This window comes from Dictyobacter halimunensis, from assembly GCF_036245075.1.
The window spans coordinates 4800985-4821968 of record NZ_BSRI01000002.1 but is presented as its reverse complement, the minus strand read 5'-3'; the positions used below and the strand labels follow the sequence as shown (position 1 = coordinate 4821968).

Here is a 20984-nt window from a genome sequence, read left to right as displayed (position 1 = left end):
ATGCAAAAAAGTACAATGCAGCATGCAAAACTGATTCGCAATTTCAATAAGGAGGGATATAGCACATGAATATTAAAAGAAACGGCTCGCGGCCTTCCGGCAAAGGACCGGCCGAGTATTTTACCGGCACGGTACGCATCGATCCCCTGATGGAGGCGCCTGATCCAGCACGCATAGCTGGCGCCAGCGTCACCTTCGAGCCCGGCGCCCGCACGGCGTGGCACACTCATCCGCTGGGGCAGACCTTGATCGTGACGTATGGCTTTGGCCGCGTCCAACGCGAGGGTGGTCCGATCGAGGAGATTCGGCCGGGAGACGTGGTCTGGTTCGAGCCGGGCGAGAAACACTGGCACGGCGCCTCGCCAACCATGGCCATGACGCACATCGCCCTCCAGGAACGCCTCAACGGCAAGGCCGTCGACTGGATGGAGCACGTCAGCGACGAACAGTACCAGGGCTGATCGTATCCGCTCCACGCAATCGAGCGCGCCGAATACATGGATATCGGCGCCTCACGCACATACAAAAGATCACCCGCCAGAATGTAGGACAGGATGAGCTGATGATATGGCAAGGGTATGTAACTGAAATATTGTTTATCGACCGCTTCTAATAAAAAAAACATGGAGGATGTATGAAAGCTGCACTATTCAAAGGGAAAGGCGCGATTGAGATCGCCGAACGACCGGACCCGAGCATTAAAGAGCCGACCGACGCGGTTGTGCGCGTCGTGCTGGCCTGCGTCTGCGGTTCCGACCTCTGGTACTATCGCGGGGAGACTGACTATAAGAGGGATACCCCGATCGGCCATGAGTTTATCGGCGTGGTGGAAGAGGTTGGGAAGGACGTGCACGCCATCGCGAAGGGCGACCTGGTTATCGCGCCATTCTTATACAACGACGGCACCTGCCCGCACTGCCAGGTGGGGATCACCTCGGCCTGCGTGGCCGGTGGCGTCTGGGGTGTGAACGGCATCGATGGTGGACAGGGCGAGGCGGTACGCGTGCCGCTGGCGGACGGTACACTGGTGAAGGTACCCGGTTCTGGTCATTCGGACGCCACTCTGGCCTCGCTGCTCGCGCTCTCCGATGTTATGAGCACAGGACACCACGCGGCCGTCAGCGCGGAGGTGAAGCCGGGTAATACCGTCGCCGTCGTCGGTGATGGGGCGGTCGGCCTCAGCGCTATTATCGCGGCCAAACGCCTGGGTGCCGGGCGCATCATCGCTCTGAGCCGCAACCCGGCGCGTCAGCAGCTGGCACGCGAATTCGGCGCCACGGACATCATCACCGAGCGCGGTAAAGAGGCCAACGAGGCGGTCATGCAGCTAACCAACGGTGTCGGCGTCGACGCGGCCATGGAATGTGTCGGGACAAACCAGTCCATGCAGACGGCGCTGACCATCGCGCGCCCCGGCTCAATCGTTGGCTACGTCGGCGTCCCCCACGGCGTCGAGATCCCGGTGCCGACGATCTTCTATCGCAATGTTGGCATCCATGGTGGTCCGGCACCGGCACGCGCCTACATCCCCGAACTGCTTGGCGACGTGCTAGAGGGCCGCATCAATCCCGGACGCGTCTTCGACTTCACGACCGGCCTCGATGGCATCGCGGAAGCCTACGCGGCCATGGACGAGCGCCGCGCCATCAAGTCGCTGATCAAAGTGGGAACCGTTTAAGCAGATCAGTCATAAATCAATACAACATGAAGGAGATGTTACAATGGCTGGCTGGACACAGAATGAAATTGAAAGGGTCGGAGCCGCGGATGAACTGCAGCTCACGACACTCAAGCAGGACGGCACGCCGCGCAAGCCCGTCACGATCTGGGTCGTGCGCGTCGGCGATGACCTGTACGTGCGGGCGTATCGGGGTCCCGAAACCGCCTGGTTCCGCCATACGCAGCGGCGACCCGAGGGACGCATCTCTGCTGGCGGCGTAACAAAGAACGTGGCGTTTGAGCAGGCCAGCGGAGACAAGACGCTCAATCAGCAGATCGACGCCGCCTATCGATCGAAATACAAACGATACAGCGCCACGTATGTCGATCCGATGATCGCCCCGCAGGCGCATACAACCACACTGAAACTGGTACCATCCGCGTAGAGAAATGAGAAGAAAGGAAGCTTACATGGAATATACGAAACTGGGCCACACAGGCATGGACGTGTCGCGCATCTGCCTGGGCTGCATGGGATTCGGAGACGCCGAGCGCTGGACGCACAAATGGGTGCTCGACGAGGAAAACAGCCGCCCGGTCATCAAGAAGGCCCTTGAGATGGGGATCAACTTCTTCGATACCGCCAACGTCTACTCCATCGGCAGGAGCGAGGAGATCGTGGGACGCGCGTTGAAGGACTTCGCGAACAGGGACGAGATCGTGATCGCCACCAAGGTACACGGCAAGATGCACGACGGCCCCAATGGCGCCGGTCTCTCGCGCAAAGCGATCCTGAGCGAGATCGACAAGAGTCTGCAGCGGCTGGGCACGGACTACGTGGACCTCTACCAGATCCATCGCTGGGACTATCAGACTCCCATCGAGGAAACGATGGAGGCGCTGCACGACGTGGTCAAGTCCGGCAAGGCCCGCTATATCGGCGCCTCCGCCATGTTCGCCTGGCAGTTCCTGAAGGCGCTGAACGCCGCCGAGAAGCATGGCTGGACCCGCTTCGTCTCGATGCAGAATCACCTGAACCTCATCTACCGTGAAGAGGAGCGCGAGATGATGCCGCTGTGCCGTGAAGAGAAGATCGGCGTGATCCCATACAGCCCACTCGCAGGCGGCAGATTGACGCGCGACTGGTCGTCGGAAAGCACGCTGCGCTCCGAAACCGACCAGGTCGCCAAGAGCAAGTACGACGCCACCGCCGATACCGATCAGCACATCGTCAAGCGGGTGGCGGAGATCGCGGAAAAGCACGGGGTGCCGCGCGTGCGCATCGCCCTGGCCTGGCTGCTGCAGAAACAGCCCGTAACGGCCCCAATCGTCGGAGCCACAAAGGTCACGCACCTGGAAGAGGCTGTCGCAGCGCTATCCATCAACCTGACCCAGGAAGAGGTCACCTACCTCGAAGAGCCCTACGTACCGCACCCGGTCGTCGGCGCCCAGTAGGTGCTGGGCTTGCCCCAGCTTTGTCGCGAAGCGACCCCGTGCCCAGACGCCTATGCTCCCCAAAGGCATCACCTTCCAATAACGTGTTTGAGGGGAAGATAAGCGCCCGGACACGGGGTCGCCGCGCTTCGCGGGCTCCAAGCCAGGGCAAGCCCGGCACCCGCGGCCCATTATCCTTTAAAGAGGAACGAATGAATACAACATTACCTCAACAGACAAAAAACCGGTCGATGATGCCACTCCTGGCCCTCTGCCTTGGATATTTCATGACGATTCTTGATGTCACCATCGTAAACGTTGCATTGGTGGATATCAAAGAGCACTTGAATGCGAACGTGACCGGGCTGCAATGGATTGTGGACGGTTATGCCCTCGTTTTCGCCAGTCTGCTGCTAACCGGAGGAGCCCTCGGCGACAGAAGGGGGCGCAAAACCATCTTTCTGATCGGCTTCGCCCTCTTCACGCTGGCGTCAACGCTGTGTAGCCTTGCCCCCTCGCTGCTCGTCTTGCAGATTGCGCGTGCCCTGCAGGGTCTTGGCGCCGCCCTGCTGGTCCCCAATTCGCTCGCCCTCTTAAATACGATTTACACCGACCCACAAAAACGGGCGCAGGCGATTGGCATCTGGGCGGCGGTCGCCAGCATCGGAGCCCTGGCAGGTCCTTTGCTGGGAGGTGTGCTGGTCAACACATTTGGGTGGCGCAGCATCTTTCTGATCAACCTGCCGATCGGCATCATCGGCTTTCTGCTCACCTCACGCTCTATTGCTCCGTCAAAGCCAGAGGGAAGCCGAAGCCTCGATCTTCCGGGACAATGCGCAAGCATCCTTGCCCTGGGAATGCTGACGTTTGCCTTGATTGAAGGCGGCAGCCTGGGAGGCTCCTCACCACTGATTATCGCGGCATATACAGGAAGCATCCTCTCCTTCCTCTTATTGCTGGTCAGAGAAAAGACAACCAGCCATCCTATGCTGCCATTGAAGCTGTTTCAGGAGCGGACGTTCTCGGCCACCAATATTGTTGCCGTTTGCCAGACCTTTACATTTATGGGCTTCCTGTTCGTCGTCAGTCTGTTCCTGCAGCAGGTGAAACACTATTCACCCTCACTTACGGGATTGGCGCTCCTGCCCTCATTTGGCTGTTCTCTCCTGGCCACATCGTTCTCCGGCCGGCTGATGGCCAGCATGGGAGTAAAACGCGTGATGGTCCTTGGACTGCTCCTGGCCGCGCTGGGCTGCTTTGGATTCGTGATCATCGACAATCGAACCAGCTACGTGCTGCTTGCCTGCCTGACAGCCATTCTGGGAGGCGGCCTGGCCCTGGTCTTACCGACAATGACCGAATCCGCCATGTCGCATGCGCCGAAAGCCCAATCGGGGATCGCATCGGGCATGCTCAATGTAAGCCGGCAGGTTGGAGGCGTCATAGGCGTCGCGATCCTGGGAACGCTGGTAGGGAACCCGCAAACGTTCCTCTCAGGGATGCACCTTGCCTTTGTGGTCGCCGGGGGAGTTCTCGTGCTCGGATTGGTCTGTGCATGGTTCTTCATCAGAACACGCCGCGAGATCGCTCAATCGGGCACAGCAGGCGAGAGCCTCGCTCCGCAGAGCATGAGCATACCAAACAGTGGTCAGGTAGCAGAGAAGAGCGCGCCAGTTCCAGCTATTGACTGCGACATGGAAGACTGCCCATCGCTATAATCTGCGCAGTTCCCTTCGCCCCACCTCATGTATTTAAGGTTCGCCACCAGGTAGCATAGTACTCGGTCTGGGAATATGGAAAAGAGCGTCACGTTTTCACTTTTTCATACGTACAACACCAGACAGGTTTATTCTCAGGGGTGAATGCAAGGCATTATGGTCTTGCTCACCGCGCATGAAATACATGATTGTAGGGAGGTTTCTATGGAGGATGAACAGCAGATTACGCTGGCGAATGAGCCGGCTGAAGTTGATAGAACGGCATCTGAGCCAGAACTGGTGGCAGTATCGTCACCTGCCGTACCATCTTTAAATACTGGCGAGCGCAAAGAGGTGGTGAAGCGAAGCCGCATGAGCGCGGTCGTGGTCCACGAAACGATTCGCGAGGAGGGCGAGCGCGAGCTAAGGCGTTCGCCCGCCGCCCTGGCCCTCTCGGGACTGGGAGCGGGATTATCGATGGGCTTCTCACTGGTAACGCAGGGACTTATTCACGCCTGTCTGCCACCCAACGCCCCCTGGGCTCCGTTGCTGGAGAACTTTGGATATTGCGTCGGCTTCTTGATCGTCGTACTGGGGCGGCAGCAACTCTTTACTGAAAACACCCTGACGGCGATTCTGCCTTTGCTGGCGCACTTCAATCGGCGCATGATCTTGCGCGTCGCCCGCCTGTGGGCGATCGTGCTGCTGGCCAATCTCTGTGGCGCGCTGATCTTCGCCTGGGTGATCTCCCATACGGAGATATTCACGCCGGCGATTCAGCACGCCTTCGCGCAGGTCTCCATGCACTCGCTGCGTGGTGGCTTTGGACTGGTCGTGCTACGCGGCATTTTCGCCGGCTGGCTGATCGCGTTGATGGTCTGGCTGCTGCCCAATTCAGGTAATACGCGGCTGCACGTGATTATCCTGATCACCTACGTGGTCGCGCTTGGCGGCTTCGCCCACATCATCGCGGGGTCCGTAGATGTGCTCTACCTGGTCAACAAAGGGATCATCTCCTGGCTCACCTACCTGGGTGGCTTTATGATTCCGACGCTCATCGGCAACATCCTCGGCGGCGTCTCGCTGGTGGCGGTGCTCAACTTCGCCCAGGTCGCCTCCGAAAAGCTGGGCAACGGATATGGCGGCGTAAAAACCCCGTAGCTGCCAGGCTTGCCCTCAACATCTTCAACTCAAGGAAATGCACGAAGAGGAAGAGAAGCAGTGCGTGCGGGCGAGCACGCACTGCTTCTCTTCCTCTTTGTGCATGATATAAAATTGAACGATGCCCAGCATTGCCGATTGTCCCTCACGCTGTTGGAATAAGAGGGTATACCTACTTGTAAATTGCAAGAAGAATATGATCTGTAAGAGAAGGAGAAAGTGATGTCTACTAAGCAAGGAGACGTTGGCCTGCTTCAAGATCCGGTTGCCCAGCAATTATTGCAATCGAAGAGCCTTGCCCATCTGGCCTACAACTGGCACGACGGCACGCCCCGTGTTGTGCCAATCGGTTTCTATTGGAATGGGCAGGAAATCGTGATGGCGACAGCCACAGACGCCCCCAAGACGAAAGTGCTCAAGAATGGCGCAAAGGTTACGGTAAGCATCGAGCATGACGCCTCGCCTCCTAAGATCCTCCAAATTCGTGGGACGGTGCATACTGACACCGTTGAGGGCCTTGCCCCGGAGTACGTCGCCAATGCCCGCCGGACGATGAGCGAGGAAGACGCACAGGCATTCCTCACTGAATCGGCCCGCATCTATCCTCGCATGACGCGCATCTTCATTCATCCAGATTGGGTTGGCATCCTGGACTTTGAGACGCGCCTACCCAGCGCAGTTGAGCGCGCGATCGAACGAGGCTAAGCTGGCGAGTGCGAGAGTGGCTCAGGCTCGCTGTATGTAGTTTGCGACCACGGTCAGCCTGAGCCAGAGAAACTTCATTTACAATGCTCAGTCAAAGGACACGAGATGGGGAGCTGTATTGTCGGGCAACGAATCGTCGATTCCCATGATTGACGCCGATTTCCCATATTTCACCTTAAAATTAGTCAATTTGGCCCAATTTATCAATCGTGTATATAAATAAAGTCTGAAAGTCTATAAGCCGAAGCAGGCGCCCAGAATGTACTAGTACCATGTTCTGCCAGCTCCGTACATGGTTCAATAAAGGCACATTGTTCTATTTTTTTTCTAGCTCCAGACATAATGAGGGAATATAACCATGACAACGTATGCAGTAGTACTCGGCGGCGGTGGTGTGGCGGGCATCGCCTGGGAGACCGGGATTATTGTGGGGCTGGCGGAAGCTGGGATCGATGTGCGCGACGCTGATCTGTTCGTGGGAACGTCGGCAGGCGCCAATGTGGCGGCGCAGATCACCAGCGGCCTATTAATGGAGGAACTCTTCCAGCGGCAGGTTGATCCGGCGCTACAGGCTCATGAGCTGGCGCCGCAGGCGGACTTCCAGAAGATGATCGCGGATTGCGCACGCGCCTTCCAGGAGGGAGGAAGCAGCGAGGAGATCATGCAGCGCATCGGTACCCTGTCGCTGGCCGCGCCAACGCCGCCTGAGTCCCAGCGCCGGGAGGTGGTCGTTTCGCGCCTGCCGGTGCAGCGCTGGCCGCAGAGCCCGCTGGCGATCGTGGCGGTTGACGCCTTCAGCGGCGAGCGGGCGGTTTTCAGGCGCGACTCCGGGGTTGAGCTGGTCGACGCGGTGATGGCGAGCAGCGCGGTACCCTATGTGTGGCCGCCAACCACGATCAATCAGCATCGCTACATCGATGGCGGCTGCTACTCGATGACCAACCTGGACCTGGCCGCGGGCTTCGACAAGATTCTGGTGCTGCAGCCTGATAATCCTCCATTCGCGACGATCGAAAGCCTGGATGAGCAGATCGAGCGTGTGAAGCGCCAGGGAGCACAGATAGAAGTGATTATGCCCGGCGAAGAGATGAAGGCAGCCCTGGCCACTGTCGGTGGCAACGCGCTCGACCCCTCCTTGCGAGAGATCGCCGCCAACATTGGCCGCGAGCAGAGCCGGCACGAGGCGGCACGCGTGTCCGCTCTGTGGCGCTAAATCGCCGCTAATTTAAAATGGGGGAGAGGCGGTTTTGGGCACAACGCGCGCTATTAGGGCATAGTTTTACCGCTTTTGGTGGTAGTCTGTGAGAAAAGAAGAGAAAAAGGAGGCAACGTCATGGCTGAACAACCAATAAACACAATGTTCTACACTGCTCTGTGGAGGCAGTTTGGGGCGGCCGTCGATATGCTGGAGAACGCCCTGCTGGCCTGCCCCGATGCGCTGTGGAGCGAGCGCCTCTGGAGCGGTCCACCACCAGAGGGGTTTCCACCGCAGTTCGCGGAGTTCTGGTATGTCACCTTTCATACGCTTATCTTTTTCGACCTGTATCTCTCAGGCGTCCCCGAGGAGGATTTTACTCCCCCGGCTCCATTTGCCCAGGGGGATATAGATTCAGTAGATGCGCTGCCCGAACGGCCCTATAGCAAGGAGGAGCTGCACGCCTATCTAACGAAGACGCGCCAGAAGTGCCGCACACGACTGCTCCAGCTTTCAGACGAACAGGCGCGCCAGGTCATCTCCTATCCCTGGATGAAGGAACGGAGCATGAGCTACCTGGAATGGCAGCTCCTCACTCTGCGCCACGTACAGGAACACACGGCCCAGCTGAGCCTTTTTCTCGGTCAGCATGGCATCTCGGGTGAGGCACTCGATTGGGTTCCGTGGGCGAAGGAAGAAGCTGCTAGCTGAGGCTCGCGGGTCCTGTACATATATACCCCCACATAGAAAGGAATGAAGATGACTGCACTGCAATGGCACCAGGTGCATGCCTGGCGCCTGGCACAACACGGCCTCTCCCCGCGTTTCTCCGCGCGGAACTTCATGCAGGCTGTGACGCGCCCGGCTGGGATTCAGGCACAGGTGATGTCGGCCGCCGAGCTAGCGGTGTGTACCCGCGTGGAAAGATGCTCTCCCCGCGATGTCCAGGCGGCCCTCTGGCAGAACCATACCCTGGTAAAGACCTGGGCCATGCGTGGCACCATCCACCTGCTTACCACCAGTGAACTCCCCCTCTATATAGCGGCCCGCGACTGGCAGCATACTGAAAGCTGGTCGAATTATTTCGCTGAGTTCGGCCTCTCAAGCACGCAGCAGGAAGCCTTTCTCCTGGCGATCCCGCACGTTTTGGAGCAGGGGCCACTGACGCGACTGCAACTGGCTGACGCGGTCGTCAAGCATACGGGGATGGCCCACCTGCGCGACCTGATCCTCTCTTCGAGCTGGGGAACTCCTTTGAAGCCATCAGCCTATCGTGGGGATCTCTGTTTCGGACCCGGCCAGGGGAAGACGGTCACCTTCATGAATCCCAGGGGGTGGATGGGTGCGTGGCAACCCATCGAGCCACAGCTGGCGCTGCAGGAGATTGCCCGGCGCTACCTGCGGGCGTATGGACCGGCGACCTCAAACGATTTTGCCTTCTGGTGGGGAGCCGGGAAAACCAGCGCCAAAAAGACCTTCCAGTCGCTGTCAGCAGAGCTAGTAGAAGTCGAGATCGAAGGATGGCGAGCCTTCGCCCTGCGTGAGACCCTGCCGCTCATGCAAAGCATTGAGCCCGCAGAGCAGATCCACCTGCTCCCCTTATTCGATGCCTACACGATCGGGGCACCGCGCGATTGCGAAGCCTTGCTCGCGCAAGCCCACAAGCGCAAAGTTTTCAATCTGCAGGGCTGGACCTTCGCGGTCATCCTGGTCAACGGCTCCATCCAGGGAATCTGGAGCTCTACCGTCCGACGCTCACACACCATCGTCAAGGTAAATATGTTCTCCCCGGCCACCGCCGCGATCCGCAAAGGGATCGAGGCCGAGGCGGAACGGCTCGGCCTCCACTTCAAGAAGACGGTCGTGCTGGAATATGCAAGTGAGAGCAACAGAGCCTGACCTTTGTTGCTCCTATGGGATGGACAGAAAGGATTCTCGATCGTTATAATACAACAGGCACGTCGGGCTAATACATATTTCTGGGGTAATCGCATGGAAGCAAACGGGGTACCACCACTCATAGAGAGCACACAGACAATACCAGATACCACAACACTATCTGCGCGGCAGATCTACCTTCATGACCCACTACTGTTTCTGCTCAAGGATAGGCTACATCTAAGCGATCTCTGGATAAGCTTTGGCGCGCTGTTTCCGCCAGGATTCATCTATCTGCTGTGGTGGTTGTTATGGGGAAACAAATTTCCATCAGGACAGAATCCTGGTACAATTTCGAGTATTATCATTCAGACCTTTCTCCTTTTCCCCTCCCTCTTTTTTATCTACACCAGCCTTCCCAATACTATTGCAAAAACCTTTAATATATTCTATATGGATGGCATGATTGGCGAGTATCGTAAAGATGCAGCCGATAAAGATGCATATGTCCGCTTCAAACAACGATTGGTCTACTGGATAGATAATAACTGGTGGCCGGTTATACTTATGATCATCATCATCCTGTACGCGCTCCTGAGATTATTTCTGCGTGAATTACCCAATCGACATGAACTGCTACCATTAATGGTACGCGGCATCGTGATTGTGATCTATATCCCCTTGATGTTTGCGACCGGGATGAGTGTGATACGACTGGTACTGGCGTTGATTTTTGTGAATCGTCTCTTTTATCTTTTCAAGCTGCAGGTCAAACCGGCACACCCTGATAGCTCCGACAGGCTCCATGGCTTTGAACCTCTTCTCTGGTTCTGTGTCAGCATCATGCTCTGGGTGGTAATCCTGTTAATCATAATGATACTTGCGCGTAACGTGGGCTCGCTTACCTTCCCAGAAGTAGTTCTACTCGTTGCTATCTATATCTTGCTGATCCCCGCACTCCTCATAGGTTGGTTGCTCTTTCCTCATCGGATGATGGTAAAAGCGCGTGATGAAGAGTTACACCCCCTGGCAATTGAATACCAGCAGGCACTCATGCGGTCTCTGTCCGCGAAAACGCAGGATACGCAAGGTATCGAGGCTGAAGTGCAGCATCTGGAAACGCTCAAAAAACGCTATGACCTGATCTACAATTCATTTCCAGTCTGGCCCCTGAAAACTCGTACGCTAAGTAGCGTAGTCGCAACCATCGTCATCCCAGTTCTTTTACCTCTCGCCTTCCCTTTTATTGTTTCCTTTATCGCATCCCTGTTCCAGAAAATTGGATTTTGAGGCTGTCGCAGACAGGCGAGCTGCTATGCATAAGCATGGCCTACTCTCACAAATATCACCTCTTTAGAAATCGTTTTCTTCCAGAACGCTGCACGGATAAGGAGATGTATTGTATGATAGGTGAAGAATTCAGTATCACCTACGCATGATACTTCCTGCATCCAGAAGCGCGACACCGTTTGTTGCAGGGCATCGCGATGGATGCAAGAGCACAGAGTAAGGAGGCTTTGATGGGAGAGAACGAGAAACCGCGCATCGGCTTTATTGGCGTGGGCGTGATGGGGCAGCCGATGGCACGCAACCTGTTAAAGGCAGGCTATTTCTGTACTATATACGATGTAAATCCGGCGCCGGTGGCCGCGCTGGTGGCCGAGGGGGCGCGTTCGGTGGGGGACGTGCGGACGGTGGCCGCCGCCAGCGATATTTTGATTACGATGGTGGTCGATGACGCGCAGTTCTCCGCCATCCTCTTCGAGCCGGGACAGGCCGTGCAAGAGCTGAAAGAGGGCGCGATCGTAATGGGCATGAGCACTATGAGCGTCGCCATGGTGCAGAGTGCGGCGGCACGCTTGCGCGAGCGCGGGATCTCATACGTGGATGCGCCGGTGAGCGGGGGCGAGGTAGGGGCGATCAATGGTGCGCTGAGCATCATGGTGGGGGGTCCGAGCGAGGTCGTGGAGCGCTGCCAGCCGGTCCTGCAGACGCTGGGATCAAATGTGTATCATGTGGGACAGAAGGCCGGAGATGGGCAGGCCGTCAAGATGATCAACCAGCTAATGGTCTGCGTGCATAATGCGATCGCCGCCGAAGCCCTGGTCTTTGGTGAACGCGCCGGATTAGACCGGGCCATGCTCCACGAGATCATCACCAAAAGCGCGGGTAATAGCTGGATCTTTGCCGACCGGGGGCAGCGCATGGTCAGCGAGCAGTTCACGCCGCCCAAGAGCGCGCTCAAGATCCTGGTCAAGGATCTCGGCTTCGTGATGGAGACCGCCAACGACATGGGCCATCCCCTGCTGCTCGGCGGCGTCGCGCACCAGCTGTATAAAATGGCCCACGCGAAGGGATGGGACAACCTGGACGATTCCATCCTGGTCAGACTGATGGAAGAGATCACAAGCAAATCATAGGGAGGGAACACCATGCAGGATAGATTTACCAATAAGGTCGCATTGATTACGGGCGCGGGCTCGCAACGCGGCATCGGACGTGCGACGGCGCTGGCACTGGCCAAAGAGGGGGCCAGCATCGTGATCACAGACGTGGTCCCCGAGAACGTGCAGCGGGTCACAGAGGAGCTACAGGCGATCGGACCGGCGATGGGAGAGGTGGCCGATGTACGCGATAAGGACGCTATGCGGCGCGTGGTCCGCTCCCTCACCAATCGCTTTGGCGGCCTGGATATTCTCGTCAATGTGGCGGGCCTGACGCGTCCGACAACCTTTCTCGACATCAGCGAAGACGAGTACGACCTGGTGCTGGATGTGAATCTGAAGGGGACCTTTCTGACCACGCAGGTGGCCGTGCCCGCGATGCTGCAGCGCGGCGGTGGAACGATCGTCTCGATGTCGTCAGTCTCGGGTCAGCGCGGCGGCGGGGTCTTCGGCTCCTCGCACTACAGCGCGGCCAAGGCCGGCATCATGGGCTTTACCAAGGCCATTGCACGCGAACTGACGCCGCGCGGCATTCGCGTCAACTGCGTGGCTCCCTCGATGGTCGACACCGACATCGCCGGCGACCTGCTGACGGAACAGCGCAAGGCCGAACTGGGCCAGGGCACGCTGATGGGGCGTATCGCCAACGTCGATGATATCGTGAAGTGCATCCTCTTCCTGGCGTCCGATGAAAGCTCGTATTTAACCGGGGTGACGCTGGACATCAACGGCGGCATGCACATGCACTAAGGCGGACAGCTATGGTAACACTCACCGAATTAACAGCCCACCTGCCACCGCAGCCCGATGAGTCCGCGCTCTTCCCGCTCATTGAGCGCCTGAAGGCCGAGAGCCAGCGCGTGCTCGTCGTCATCGACGATGATCCCACAGGGACTCAAACGGTCTCGGATGTAGAGTTGCTCACCGCCTGGGACGAGGAGCTGCTCACGGAGACGTTGGGACGCGAGCAGCGGCTCTTCTATCTGCTGACGAACTCGCGCAGCCTGCCCGAACAGGAGGCGGCCGAACTAAATGAGACGCTCGCACGACAACTGCTGGCGGCCTCGCGGCGTACCGGTAAAGAGTTTGTGGTCGCCAGCCGCAGCGACTCCACCCTGCGCGGCCATTATCCGGCCGAGATCTTCGCGCTTGAACGTGGCATGGGCCGAGGGGAAATCGACCGCAAGAATCGAACCTACGGCGAGGGAATCGTAGAGGGAGGGGAAATCGACCGCAAGGGTCGAACCTACGATGGGCATCTCGTGGTGCTGGGTTTTTTTGAGGGGGGGCGCTATACGATCGGGGATACACATTATGTGGCGACGCCGACGGCTACCTCGGATACACTGCAGCCGGCGCATGAGACGCCCTACGCACGGGATAGCGCCTTCGGCTATAGGACGGCGTATCTGCCGGCCTGGATCGAGGAGAAGAGTAAGGGATACTGGCGCGCGGAGCAGGTCATCAGTCTGGACCTGAAGCTGATACGCGAGGGCGGACCAGAGGCGGTGGCGGAGCGGCTGCGCGCCGTCACGGGCGGCCTGCCCATTGTGGTCAACGCGGCTGGCTATGGTGATCTGGCGGTGGTCGCCGCCGGAGTTATGCTGGCCGAGGCCAGCGGGAAGAACTTCGCCTATCGCACGGCCGCCAGCTTTGTGCGCCTGCGCGGCGCGGTCGCCACGCGTCCACTCTTGCAGCCACGCGAGATCGTGGGGGAGAAGCCCACGACCAACGGCGGTCTGGTTATCGTCGGCTCCTATGTGCCGGCCAGCACGGCGCAGCTAGAAACGCTGCTCACGCTGCCCTCGGTAGAGGGAATCGAGCTTCCCGTTGAGCGCGTCATCCAAAGCGAAGAGGAGGCACACGCGATCAGTGCCGCCCTCGCTCGACGCGCCGACGAGCTCATCCAGTCCGGCGTAACGCCCGTCGTCTTTACCAGCCGCGCGCTCCAGACCGGAGCAGACAGCGCAGATTTTCTGGCACTGGGACGGCGCGTCTCGCGGGCACTCATAGAGGTGGTGCAGGCCGTGCGGCAGCGGCCGCGCTTCATCGTCGCCAAAGGCGGTATCACCAGCCACGACGTAGCCCGGCACGGACTGGGAGCGGAGCGCGCCCACGTGCTCGGCCAGATCGTCCCCGGCATCCCGGTCTGGCGTCTGGAGAAGGGACCTCAGGCGCGCTTCGCCGGTGTTCCCTATATCGTCTTTCCCGGCAACGTTGGCACGCCCGAAACCCTCAAAGAAGTGGTGCAGGCATTATCCATATCTAAGGAAGAGTAAGCAGCCATGCTAGCAAAAACGCTGGAACTAGTCACAGAGGCGCGCCGGCATGGCGTCGCCATCGGAGCCTTCAACACCTACAGTCTGGAATTGACGCAGGCCATCCTGGGGGCCGCCGAGCAGCTGAAGCAGCCGGTGATCCTGCAGCTGGGGGTCGCCTCCGTGAAGAACGGAAGGGAACCGCTGGTCAAGGCGACCGTGCTAGCGGCGCAAAACGCGGGCGTTCCCGTCGCGGTCCACCTGGACCACTGTGCGAACATAGGCATGATCGAGCAGTGCCTGGCCTGGGGCTGCTCCTCGGCCCTGGCTGATGGCTCGCACCTCTCGTTCGAGGAAAATATCCTCCTGACGCGGCAGGCCGCCGCGCTGGCCTCATCGTATGGCGCGACAATCGAGGCCGAGCTGGGCTACCTGGCGGGGACCGAAGATGGCGTCACCATCGAGGCGGTCAGGGCCTCGCTCACCGATCCCGAACAGGCGCGCACCTTCGTCGAAGCGACCGGAGCCTCCATGCTGGCGGTGGCGATCGGCAACGTCCACGGCTTCACCCCTAATCCCCCACCACTCGACTTTGAACTGCTATCACGGATCGCCTCCCAGGTTGATGTGCCCTTGATCCTGCACGGCGCCAGCGGCCTGGGCAAAGAGAGCATCCAGCGCGCCATCTCGCTGGGTGTCGCCAAGATCAACGTCAACACCGAGGTGCGCACGGCCTTTCTCACGGCCATCGCCGCCTGGGGGCAGCGCGTCGGCCCCACACCCGATGTGCGCCAGCGCGGCCAGGACTGGCTCGACCTCATGCGCGAAGCTACCGCCGCCGCCCAGGCCGTGGTGACGGAACACATGCAGACGGTCGCCATGATGCCATCCTCATCGCCGTAGGTGCCGGGCTTGCCCCTAATACGTTCAACTTTAGAGCAAGCAGCAAGAAAAATGGTGAGAGTACGTGCGGGGCTTGCCCCCGCTTGCTTCTTCGCCGCTCGAACAAGCAGCCGGAAGGAGCGTTTCCTTTTGGGAAGCAAACAAAGCGGGGGCAAGCCCCGCACGTACTGGGGTTTTTTCTCGTTTTGCACGATCTTAAATTGAACGTATTGGGGCTTGCCCTGGCACCTATGGAAACTCATTCCTCCATTCTTCACAAGAGACCTTTCGATCTGTAACTGAACTATTGCTCCTGATGCTCGACCCACTGAGCCCGCCAGGCAGGTGGCTCAAACGGATCAGCAAAGTATTGTGTCTCGTGGGCAACTTTGCCTTCGCGAAACTCCATGATGCTCACTGTTTGCGTTGGCTGCTCATTGTAGCTGAGCACGTACTCGGTAATCCAGAGATCACCACTGCCAAGGATGCGCTGGATGGTGAAACCCAGCTTCGCCGGGTGGTGTCCACGAAGGGCTTGAATGTTGTGGCGGCCGCGGATTCGCTCGCCCGACTGAGGATACTCAACGAGAACGTCATCGTGATAGATCTCATGTTCCGTTTCACTGTCACCAGCCGCGGAGGCGGCCCAGTGCCGATCCAGAGCGGCCCGAATTTCCTGGTTTTCCATGATTTCTTCCCTTTAGCTCGTACAGAACAACATGTATCTCCTGCGAAGATGCCACTGAGACGGATGCGTATGAAGGCTAGAGATAGGTATCGACCTTCTTTCTTGTTTGCGTAGTTCAACAACCGTCCAACGGAGAGGTGCATGGTAAATGCTCTACACAGTAGTTCTGGCTCACTCTTGATGAGAAAAACTGCTTGCCTTCTTGTGACAGAAGAATGGTTTGCTCTCCTGGCTACTCGTAACTCCCATCACTCTGCAGTTACTTTGAGGTGCAAATCGAGTCGAGTGCTTTAGGTTTCGCGTTTCTTAATAGATGTGTGCCTCTACATGGAACGGGTTGGGCGCATGATATAAATGTATTGAAGATATATTATGAGAGGATCGGCAGCATTATGGATGAGCAATCTTTCCGAATAGAGATCAGGCCGGCCGAGGCGACGCAATTGGATCTGCTTGAGAGCACGTTTGATCCCGATTCGCTGTCAAGAGATCATTATCGCAGATACGAGAAGCAGCAGAGAGGAGATGGGATTTATTTGATCGCGTGGCATGACCAGACGCCGGTCGGGCATTTCTTGTTGCTGTGGAGCGGTCCGCATGATGCGGCGGTCATGGACGCGATCGATATCACCAATAGCGCCTATCTGGAGGCGGGGGCTACGTTGGGCAGGTACCAGCGAAGGGGCGTGGCGACGGCGATCATTCAGGAGGCCGAACGGCTGGCAAAGGCGAGAGGCTGCACTCACATCGGGTTGGAGGTCGGCAGTACCGATAACCCTGACGCAAAGCGGCTGTATACAAAGATGGGCTATGTTGATTGGGGAGGTGGAGAGTTCCTCATTCAGTGGGAGTACCATGATAAAAATGGCCAGCAGGGGATCGAAACAGAGATGGTCACGTATCTGCGCAAACCCCTCGTATAAGCCAGTAGTTTCGGCCCTTGCGGCCGATTTCTCCTCCACGCACCGCCATGTCCACCAAACGCGAGGGTCAGGGAAACAAATGTGAGATGCATATTCATGCGGGGAGGAGAAAATCGGCCACGACGATGGCTTCTAATCATCGCACTCATTTGATGCCGATAAGGACGCGATAACTAAAATACCAGGGAACGGGATTGGTTCCGAGAGACTGGAACGCCGCCCGCTCAAGGCGATCAAAGCCGATCTCTTGTTCGGTGATGGTTTTCAGCTTGAACTGGTAGTTGTAGGCATTGGTCCGAATCATCTCAAGGAAGCGAGCCGCGTCCCCTTGCTCGATGTGATGAAGAAAGAGCTCGCGGGTGAAGCGGAAGTGGCCACTGTCACGCATGCGATCAAGATGGGTCTCCTTCGGCCATCTCGGGAGATCCTCGACAAGTCCACGCTCCTCTAGAAGTTCGTCGAAGCGGCGATCAATTTCCTGGTACACCTGCTCAAGCTCCCAGTTGAGCGCCGGGGGCCAGTCATAATCGTAGGCGGCGAACAGCCCTCCAGGTCGCAGGATACGCGTGATCTCGGCCATGGTCGAAGCCGGTTCCATCCAATGAAACGCCTGGGCAGCGGTAACGATATCGGCACATCCTGAAGGCAGGCCGGTCTGATTAGCCAATCCCTCTCGATACTCGATATGTGCGGCGTAAGGATGGCCCTCGGCTTTACGGACAGCCTGGATACGCATGTCGGCATTGGGTTCGATCCCAATCACTTTCTCAGCCCGCTCACCCCAGATCGCGGTGGACAGACCGGTTCCACTGCCCAGATCTACTACCAGGGCGGGCTGCGGCATCCCAACCAGCTGCGTCAACAGATCGAGTAAGGCCGGTGGCGGTGTCGGGCGCGCCCGATCATAGTCGCCGGCAAAGCCAGTCCAAAGTTCATTGGAATCACTCACGTTATCTTTTCCTTCCCTGTGCTTGTCGTTTCCTGGTGAACCCTTCTATCTATCTCCATCAATTAGCATGGCATATTTTTCCCCTGCTCGTGGTCTCCAGACATGTTCATGTTTTATTTCCACATCAAATATAACACATCGCCCCACAGCAAGCAAGCGTTTCTTGACAAACTGTTCGTACGTCTCGAATAACTTTTTTAGATACAAGATTCGCTCTATCCTTGACAGAAACCGGTTTCTGTGTTACGTTTTTTCTACCATCAAATGGATTTGATGTTCTGGGAGCGCAAACAGATATTGCATACTTACCATGTAGCGTAAGTGGTATGCACTTACTGATGACCTTTTGTACTGTCATACTTTCAAAGGATTGAAAGGAGTAGATGAGTCTTATGTTCTCTAGGAAGAGAGGAGCAGATGCTGCTCATCCCACAGTGGGAAGGATTTCCCTTCGGCGTTTCTCACTTCTTTTTACAGCTGTGCTGATCCTGGTTTTGTCCAGCTACGCACTCTTCAATCGTGTGCCCAGCGCCCAGGCGGCCTCCTGGAATCTTGTCTGGGGCGATGATTTCAATGGCTCAGCCAACACTCCTCCCAGTTCTTCCAACTGGCTCTATGACCTGGGGACCAGCTATCCAGGCGGAGCTGGCAACTGGGGGACCGGCGAGGTTGAGACGATGACCAACAGCACCAACAACGTCTATCTGGACGGCAATGGACACCTGGCGATCAAGCCGATCCGTGATAGCAATGGCAACTGGACATCCGGTCGTATCGAGACACAGAATTCCTCCTTCGCAGCTCCGGTGGGAGGCAAGATGGCGGTTGAGGCCTCGCTTCAGATGCCCAATGTAACGGGTGCGGCGGCCCAGGGCTACTGGCCCGCGTTCTGGATGCTGGGCTCATCGTTCCGTGGTAACTACACCAACTGGCCCATGGCTGGCGAGATCGATGGGATGGAGAACGTCAACGGTACCAACGTAGAATACGGCACGCTACACTGTGGCGTCGCTCCCGGCGGTCCCTGTAATGAATACAACGGCCTGGGCGGCAACACCCCCTGCACCGGCACTACCTGCCAGGCGGGCTTCCACACCTATCGTGTCGAGGTTGATCGCAGCACCTCCCCTGAGGAGATCCGCTGGTATCTCGACGGCGTCGAGTTCTGGCATGTCGCCTCGAATAATCCGGGGATGGACCCCACCACCTGGGCCAACGCCGTTGACCATAGCTTCTTTATCATCTTGAACATCGCCATGGGCGGCAGCTGGCCCGGCAATCCGAGCGGCGCGACCGCCTCTGGTGTCCCAATGCTGGTTGACTATGTGCATGTCTATACGACCAGCGGCTCCGGAGGAGGTCCGACGCCCACACCCACGCCGAACACACCCACGCCAACGCCCACATCCACGCCGACGTCTGGCTGCACCTCCGGCACAAACTTCGTGCAAGGAGCCGCCAGATCAGGCTCCACGACGGTCCCCTGGTTCCAGCCCTGCGGCTGGACGGCTGGCTACGTCATCCTGCACTATGTCGTCCCCGGCCAGGTGCAGCAAAATGTCTATATGACATACAACAACAGTACAGCACACTGGGAGTACAATGTCAGCGGCCTCGGCTCCGGCCAGACCCTCCAGTACTCCTTCACCTACCAGCAGAACGGACTGCAGTACGACACGAGTACGTATTCCTATACGGCCCCGTAGATCGCCTGCATGCCCGCTTCGCCTCCGGGCGAAGGAAGGGGGCCATGCGCGTAGCCCGCTCTCCCAGTGTCATGGATGACAACAGAGGGCAGGCCGCGCATGGCCTTTCTCCATCCCCAACCAAACAGGATTTTGGTCTGATACATATCCTATTGTCTGAATTCGATGGCGCCGAGGGCAGAGGTATCATTGAGCCTGGCGAACGCGCGGGCTCCACGCACCCCGGCGATAAGAGCGATGACAGTGGATATCGCCATCACGCCGACCACTACCAACCATAGCAGCAGGCTATTGGCGTGCATGAAACTGTACTGGTCGATAAAGAGCGCTGGATCGGTGCTGTACAGGCTGATACCCCAGCAGATGGTGGCGCAGCACATCAGCAGCATGGTGATAATCGCGATCAGAAAGGGGATGGTCGCGAAACGCAGGGTACTCGCTTTGATCTGGCTGCGTTTGACGGCCATGCATACGGCGGCGGTACTGATGATGGCTTCCAGCAAAAAGAATGCAGAGAAACCAGAGAGGGAAGCGGGACCGGGCATGGCAGCGAAGTTCAAACGCAGGATCAAGAGCAGAGCAAAGAAAGCCAGGCCGGGAACCAGCAACAGAAGCAGCGGACCTTTCTTTCTGAGCGTGATGGCGTTTTTGACGATGGCAAGGGCGATTGGCACTCCTCCCATCACGATGGCTGCCAGGGCGATTATGGAGCCAAAGAAGACGATCCAGTAGGATGCGCCCGCCAGGGCGGAGAGGCGTATGGTCGCGTCTACAGTATCTTCCGTCATCTTTGCGAAGATGAGGCCGCCGACGACAAAACCGATATAGGCGGAGAAGATCATGATCAGGGATTGCCGTAACGCGCGCAGCATGGTTAGAAGCTTTTCGTGCGGCGGCATCCCTTTAGTGCCCCAGAAAGGATGCAGGTGCGCATCACATGCCCCGAAGATCACATTCAGCACATCTTTCATTGAAAGTGGACGGGCCTCCAGCACCTCCAGCATCTCCTCAGCGTAACGATCGCGCCAGACGCGGGGATAGAGATGTAGCAATAATGCGTTGTGATTCATATGCCCGCCAGCCTCCGCAGCCCCATGGTGGCGAACGTCTCCATGTGTGAGAGCTGCTCGCGCAGGAAGGCGTTGCCAGCGGCCGTCAACCGATAGGGACGCCTGCGCTCCTCGGCTGGCAGCGCCTCGATCAGGTTCGCCTCCTCCAACCTGGCGATCGCGCCATACAGAGTGCCAGGCCCCAGCTTCACGCCGGCGAAGGCCTCGATGTCCTCCATGATGGCATATCCATGCCTGGCTCCGCTCGCCAGGCTGGCAAGAATAAGGATGGGAGGATCTGAAAACCTCCCCAGGTTGATCCCGGCCACGCCTCAGCCTCCTTTATATAATACGTG

At 57.9% G+C, this 20984-nt stretch carries 22 protein-coding genes; 17 read left to right on the top strand and 5 right to left on the bottom strand.

Features of this window, described 5'->3' with window-relative positions; all coding sequences use genetic code 11:
- Nucleotides 1-65: 65 nt before the first annotated feature.
- The 15 genes from AABA21_RS33840 to AABA21_RS33770 all read left to right on the top strand — a co-directional run bounded on the left by AABA21_RS33840 (nucleotide 66) and on the right by AABA21_RS33770 (nucleotide 15334).
- Nucleotides 66-461, top strand: coding sequence for a (R)-mandelonitrile lyase (locus tag AABA21_RS33840; protein ID WP_338257086.1), 396 nt, complete (start codon nucleotides 66-68; stop codon nucleotides 459-461).
- Nucleotides 462-634: 173 nt separating this feature from the next.
- Nucleotides 635-1678: a zinc-dependent alcohol dehydrogenase family protein gene (locus AABA21_RS33835; protein WP_338257084.1), complete on the top strand. Its 1044-nt coding sequence runs from the start codon at nucleotides 635-637 to the stop codon at nucleotides 1676-1678.
- Between the two features lie 43 nt (nucleotides 1679-1721).
- Nucleotides 1722-2105 (top strand): DUF2255 family protein, encoded by a 384-nt coding sequence (locus tag AABA21_RS33830; protein ID WP_338257083.1) that lies wholly within the window; start codon nucleotides 1722-1724, stop codon nucleotides 2103-2105.
- A gap of 25 nt (nucleotides 2106-2130) precedes the next feature.
- Nucleotides 2131-3114, top strand: a complete 984-nt coding sequence (locus AABA21_RS33825) for an aldo/keto reductase (RefSeq protein WP_338257081.1) — start codon at nucleotides 2131-2133, stop codon at nucleotides 3112-3114.
- A 191-nt stretch (nucleotides 3115-3305) separates the two neighbouring features.
- Nucleotides 3306-4811, top strand: a complete 1506-nt coding sequence (locus AABA21_RS33820; RefSeq protein ID WP_338257080.1) for an MFS transporter — start codon at nucleotides 3306-3308, stop codon at nucleotides 4809-4811.
- 204 nt (nucleotides 4812-5015) lie between these two features.
- A complete protein-coding gene (locus AABA21_RS33815; RefSeq protein WP_338257079.1) occupies nucleotides 5016-5951 on the top strand; it encodes a formate/nitrite transporter family protein in 936 nt (311 codons plus the stop codon).
- Nucleotides 5952-6173: 222 nt separating this feature from the next.
- The gene (locus AABA21_RS33810) at nucleotides 6174-6656 is read left to right on the top strand and encodes a pyridoxamine 5'-phosphate oxidase family protein (protein ID WP_338257078.1); all 483 of its coding nucleotides are present in this window, start codon (nucleotides 6174-6176) and stop codon (nucleotides 6654-6656) included.
- 358 nt (nucleotides 6657-7014) lie between these two features.
- Complete coding sequence (locus AABA21_RS33805) at nucleotides 7015-7869, top strand: patatin-like phospholipase family protein (RefSeq protein WP_338257077.1); 855 nt, start codon at nucleotides 7015-7017, stop codon at nucleotides 7867-7869.
- A 120-nt stretch (nucleotides 7870-7989) separates the two neighbouring features.
- Nucleotides 7990-8562: a DinB family protein gene (locus tag AABA21_RS33800; protein ID WP_338257075.1), complete on the top strand. Its 573-nt coding sequence runs from the start codon at nucleotides 7990-7992 to the stop codon at nucleotides 8560-8562.
- A 48-nt stretch (nucleotides 8563-8610) separates the two neighbouring features.
- A complete protein-coding gene (locus AABA21_RS33795; protein WP_338257073.1) occupies nucleotides 8611-9750 on the top strand; it encodes a winged helix DNA-binding domain-containing protein in 1140 nt (379 codons plus the stop codon).
- Nucleotides 9751-9843: 93 nt separating this feature from the next.
- A complete protein-coding gene (locus AABA21_RS33790) occupies nucleotides 9844-11019 on the top strand; it encodes a hypothetical protein (protein WP_338257071.1) in 1176 nt (391 codons plus the stop codon).
- A 230-nt stretch (nucleotides 11020-11249) separates the two neighbouring features.
- Complete coding sequence (locus tag AABA21_RS33785) at nucleotides 11250-12149, top strand: NAD(P)-dependent oxidoreductase (RefSeq protein WP_338257069.1); 900 nt, start codon at nucleotides 11250-11252, stop codon at nucleotides 12147-12149.
- A 12-nt stretch (nucleotides 12150-12161) separates the two neighbouring features.
- Complete coding sequence (locus tag AABA21_RS33780) at nucleotides 12162-12923, top strand: SDR family NAD(P)-dependent oxidoreductase (RefSeq protein ID WP_338257068.1); 762 nt, start codon at nucleotides 12162-12164, stop codon at nucleotides 12921-12923.
- An 11-nt stretch (nucleotides 12924-12934) separates the two neighbouring features.
- Nucleotides 12935-14452, top strand: coding sequence for a four-carbon acid sugar kinase family protein (locus tag AABA21_RS33775; RefSeq protein WP_338257067.1), 1518 nt, complete (start codon nucleotides 12935-12937; stop codon nucleotides 14450-14452).
- A gap of 6 nt (nucleotides 14453-14458) precedes the next feature.
- Nucleotides 14459-15334, top strand: coding sequence for a class II fructose-bisphosphate aldolase (locus AABA21_RS33770; protein WP_338257066.1), 876 nt, complete (start codon nucleotides 14459-14461; stop codon nucleotides 15332-15334).
- Nucleotides 15335-15617: 283 nt separating this feature from the next.
- On the opposite strand, the gene AABA21_RS33765 is transcribed toward AABA21_RS33770, so the two are convergent.
- On the bottom strand, nucleotides 15618-16001 hold the full coding sequence (locus AABA21_RS33765; RefSeq protein WP_338257065.1) for a nuclear transport factor 2 family protein: 384 nt from the start codon (nucleotides 15999-16001) through the stop codon (nucleotides 15618-15620).
- A gap of 392 nt (nucleotides 16002-16393) precedes the next feature.
- Here AABA21_RS33765 and AABA21_RS33760 point away from each other — a divergent pair, with 392 nt between their 5' ends.
- Nucleotides 16394-16924 (top strand): GNAT family N-acetyltransferase, encoded by a 531-nt coding sequence (locus AABA21_RS33760; RefSeq protein WP_338257063.1) that lies wholly within the window; start codon nucleotides 16394-16396, stop codon nucleotides 16922-16924.
- A gap of 145 nt (nucleotides 16925-17069) precedes the next feature.
- Here the strand turns inward: AABA21_RS33760 and AABA21_RS33755 are convergent, their stop codons facing one another.
- Nucleotides 17070-17873 (bottom strand): class I SAM-dependent methyltransferase, encoded by an 804-nt coding sequence (locus AABA21_RS33755; protein ID WP_338257061.1) that lies wholly within the window; start codon nucleotides 17871-17873, stop codon nucleotides 17070-17072.
- 392 nt (nucleotides 17874-18265) lie between these two features.
- Between AABA21_RS33755 and AABA21_RS33750 the strand changes: the two genes are divergently transcribed.
- Complete coding sequence (locus tag AABA21_RS33750; RefSeq protein WP_338257059.1) at nucleotides 18266-19579, top strand: glycoside hydrolase family 16 protein; 1314 nt, start codon at nucleotides 18266-18268, stop codon at nucleotides 19577-19579.
- Here AABA21_RS33750 and AABA21_RS33745 read toward each other — a convergent pair.
- From AABA21_RS33745 to AABA21_RS33735, 3 genes are read right to left on the bottom strand one after another with little or no spacing between them, the layout of a single operon-like run.
- Complete coding sequence (locus tag AABA21_RS33745; protein ID WP_338257057.1) at nucleotides 19564-19725, bottom strand: hypothetical protein; 162 nt, start codon at nucleotides 19723-19725, stop codon at nucleotides 19564-19566. The genes AABA21_RS33750 and AABA21_RS33745 overlap by 16 nt on opposite strands.
- Nucleotides 19726-19728: 3 nt before the next feature.
- Nucleotides 19729-20649, bottom strand: a complete 921-nt coding sequence (locus tag AABA21_RS33740) for a hypothetical protein (protein WP_338257055.1) — start codon at nucleotides 20647-20649, stop codon at nucleotides 19729-19731.
- On the bottom strand, nucleotides 20646-20957 hold the full coding sequence (locus AABA21_RS33735; RefSeq protein ID WP_338257054.1) for a PadR family transcriptional regulator: 312 nt from the start codon (nucleotides 20955-20957) through the stop codon (nucleotides 20646-20648). The genes AABA21_RS33740 and AABA21_RS33735 overlap by 4 nt, the downstream gene beginning before the upstream one ends.
- Nucleotides 20958-20984 lie beyond the last annotated feature (27 nt).

What these genes read in the sequence shown, in the direction of transcription:
- AABA21_RS33740 (WP_338257055.1), bottom strand. Translation starts at nt 20,649, where the DNA reads ATGAATCACAACGCATTATTGCTACATCTCTATCCCCGCGTCTGGCGC.
- AABA21_RS33790 (WP_338257071.1), top strand. Translation starts at nt 9,844, where the DNA reads ATGGAAGCAAACGGGGTACCACCACTCATAGAGAGCACACAGACAATA.
- AABA21_RS33775 (WP_338257067.1), top strand. Translation starts at nt 12,935, where the DNA reads ATGGTAACACTCACCGAATTAACAGCCCACCTGCCACCGCAGCCCGAT.
- AABA21_RS33765 (WP_338257065.1), bottom strand. Translation starts at nt 16,001, where the DNA reads ATGGAAAACCAGGAAATTCGGGCCGCTCTGGATCGGCACTGGGCCGCC.
- AABA21_RS33840 (WP_338257086.1), top strand. Translation starts at nt 66, where the DNA reads ATGAATATTAAAAGAAACGGCTCGCGGCCTTCCGGCAAAGGACCGGCC.
- AABA21_RS33785 (WP_338257069.1), top strand. Translation starts at nt 11,250, where the DNA reads ATGGGAGAGAACGAGAAACCGCGCATCGGCTTTATTGGCGTGGGCGTG.
- AABA21_RS33835 (WP_338257084.1), top strand. Translation starts at nt 635, where the DNA reads ATGAAAGCTGCACTATTCAAAGGGAAAGGCGCGATTGAGATCGCCGAA.
- AABA21_RS33800 (WP_338257075.1), top strand. Translation starts at nt 7,990, where the DNA reads ATGGCTGAACAACCAATAAACACAATGTTCTACACTGCTCTGTGGAGG.
- AABA21_RS33810 (WP_338257078.1), top strand. Translation starts at nt 6,174, where the DNA reads ATGTCTACTAAGCAAGGAGACGTTGGCCTGCTTCAAGATCCGGTTGCC.
- AABA21_RS33780 (WP_338257068.1), top strand. Translation starts at nt 12,162, where the DNA reads ATGCAGGATAGATTTACCAATAAGGTCGCATTGATTACGGGCGCGGGC.
- AABA21_RS33820 (WP_338257080.1), top strand. Translation starts at nt 3,306, where the DNA reads ATGAATACAACATTACCTCAACAGACAAAAAACCGGTCGATGATGCCA.
- AABA21_RS33745 (WP_338257057.1), bottom strand. Translation starts at nt 19,725, where the DNA reads ATGTATCAGACCAAAATCCTGTTTGGTTGGGGATGGAGAAAGGCCATG.
- AABA21_RS33805 (WP_338257077.1), top strand. Translation starts at nt 7,015, where the DNA reads ATGACAACGTATGCAGTAGTACTCGGCGGCGGTGGTGTGGCGGGCATC.
- AABA21_RS33815 (WP_338257079.1), top strand. Translation starts at nt 5,016, where the DNA reads ATGGAGGATGAACAGCAGATTACGCTGGCGAATGAGCCGGCTGAAGTT.
- AABA21_RS33770 (WP_338257066.1), top strand. Translation starts at nt 14,459, where the DNA reads ATGCTAGCAAAAACGCTGGAACTAGTCACAGAGGCGCGCCGGCATGGC.
- AABA21_RS33760 (WP_338257063.1), top strand. Translation starts at nt 16,394, where the DNA reads ATGGATGAGCAATCTTTCCGAATAGAGATCAGGCCGGCCGAGGCGACG.
- AABA21_RS33795 (WP_338257073.1), top strand. Translation starts at nt 8,611, where the DNA reads ATGACTGCACTGCAATGGCACCAGGTGCATGCCTGGCGCCTGGCACAA.
- AABA21_RS33830 (WP_338257083.1), top strand. Translation starts at nt 1,722, where the DNA reads ATGGCTGGCTGGACACAGAATGAAATTGAAAGGGTCGGAGCCGCGGAT.
- AABA21_RS33825 (WP_338257081.1), top strand. Translation starts at nt 2,131, where the DNA reads ATGGAATATACGAAACTGGGCCACACAGGCATGGACGTGTCGCGCATC.
- AABA21_RS33750 (WP_338257059.1), top strand. Translation starts at nt 18,266, where the DNA reads ATGTTCTCTAGGAAGAGAGGAGCAGATGCTGCTCATCCCACAGTGGGA.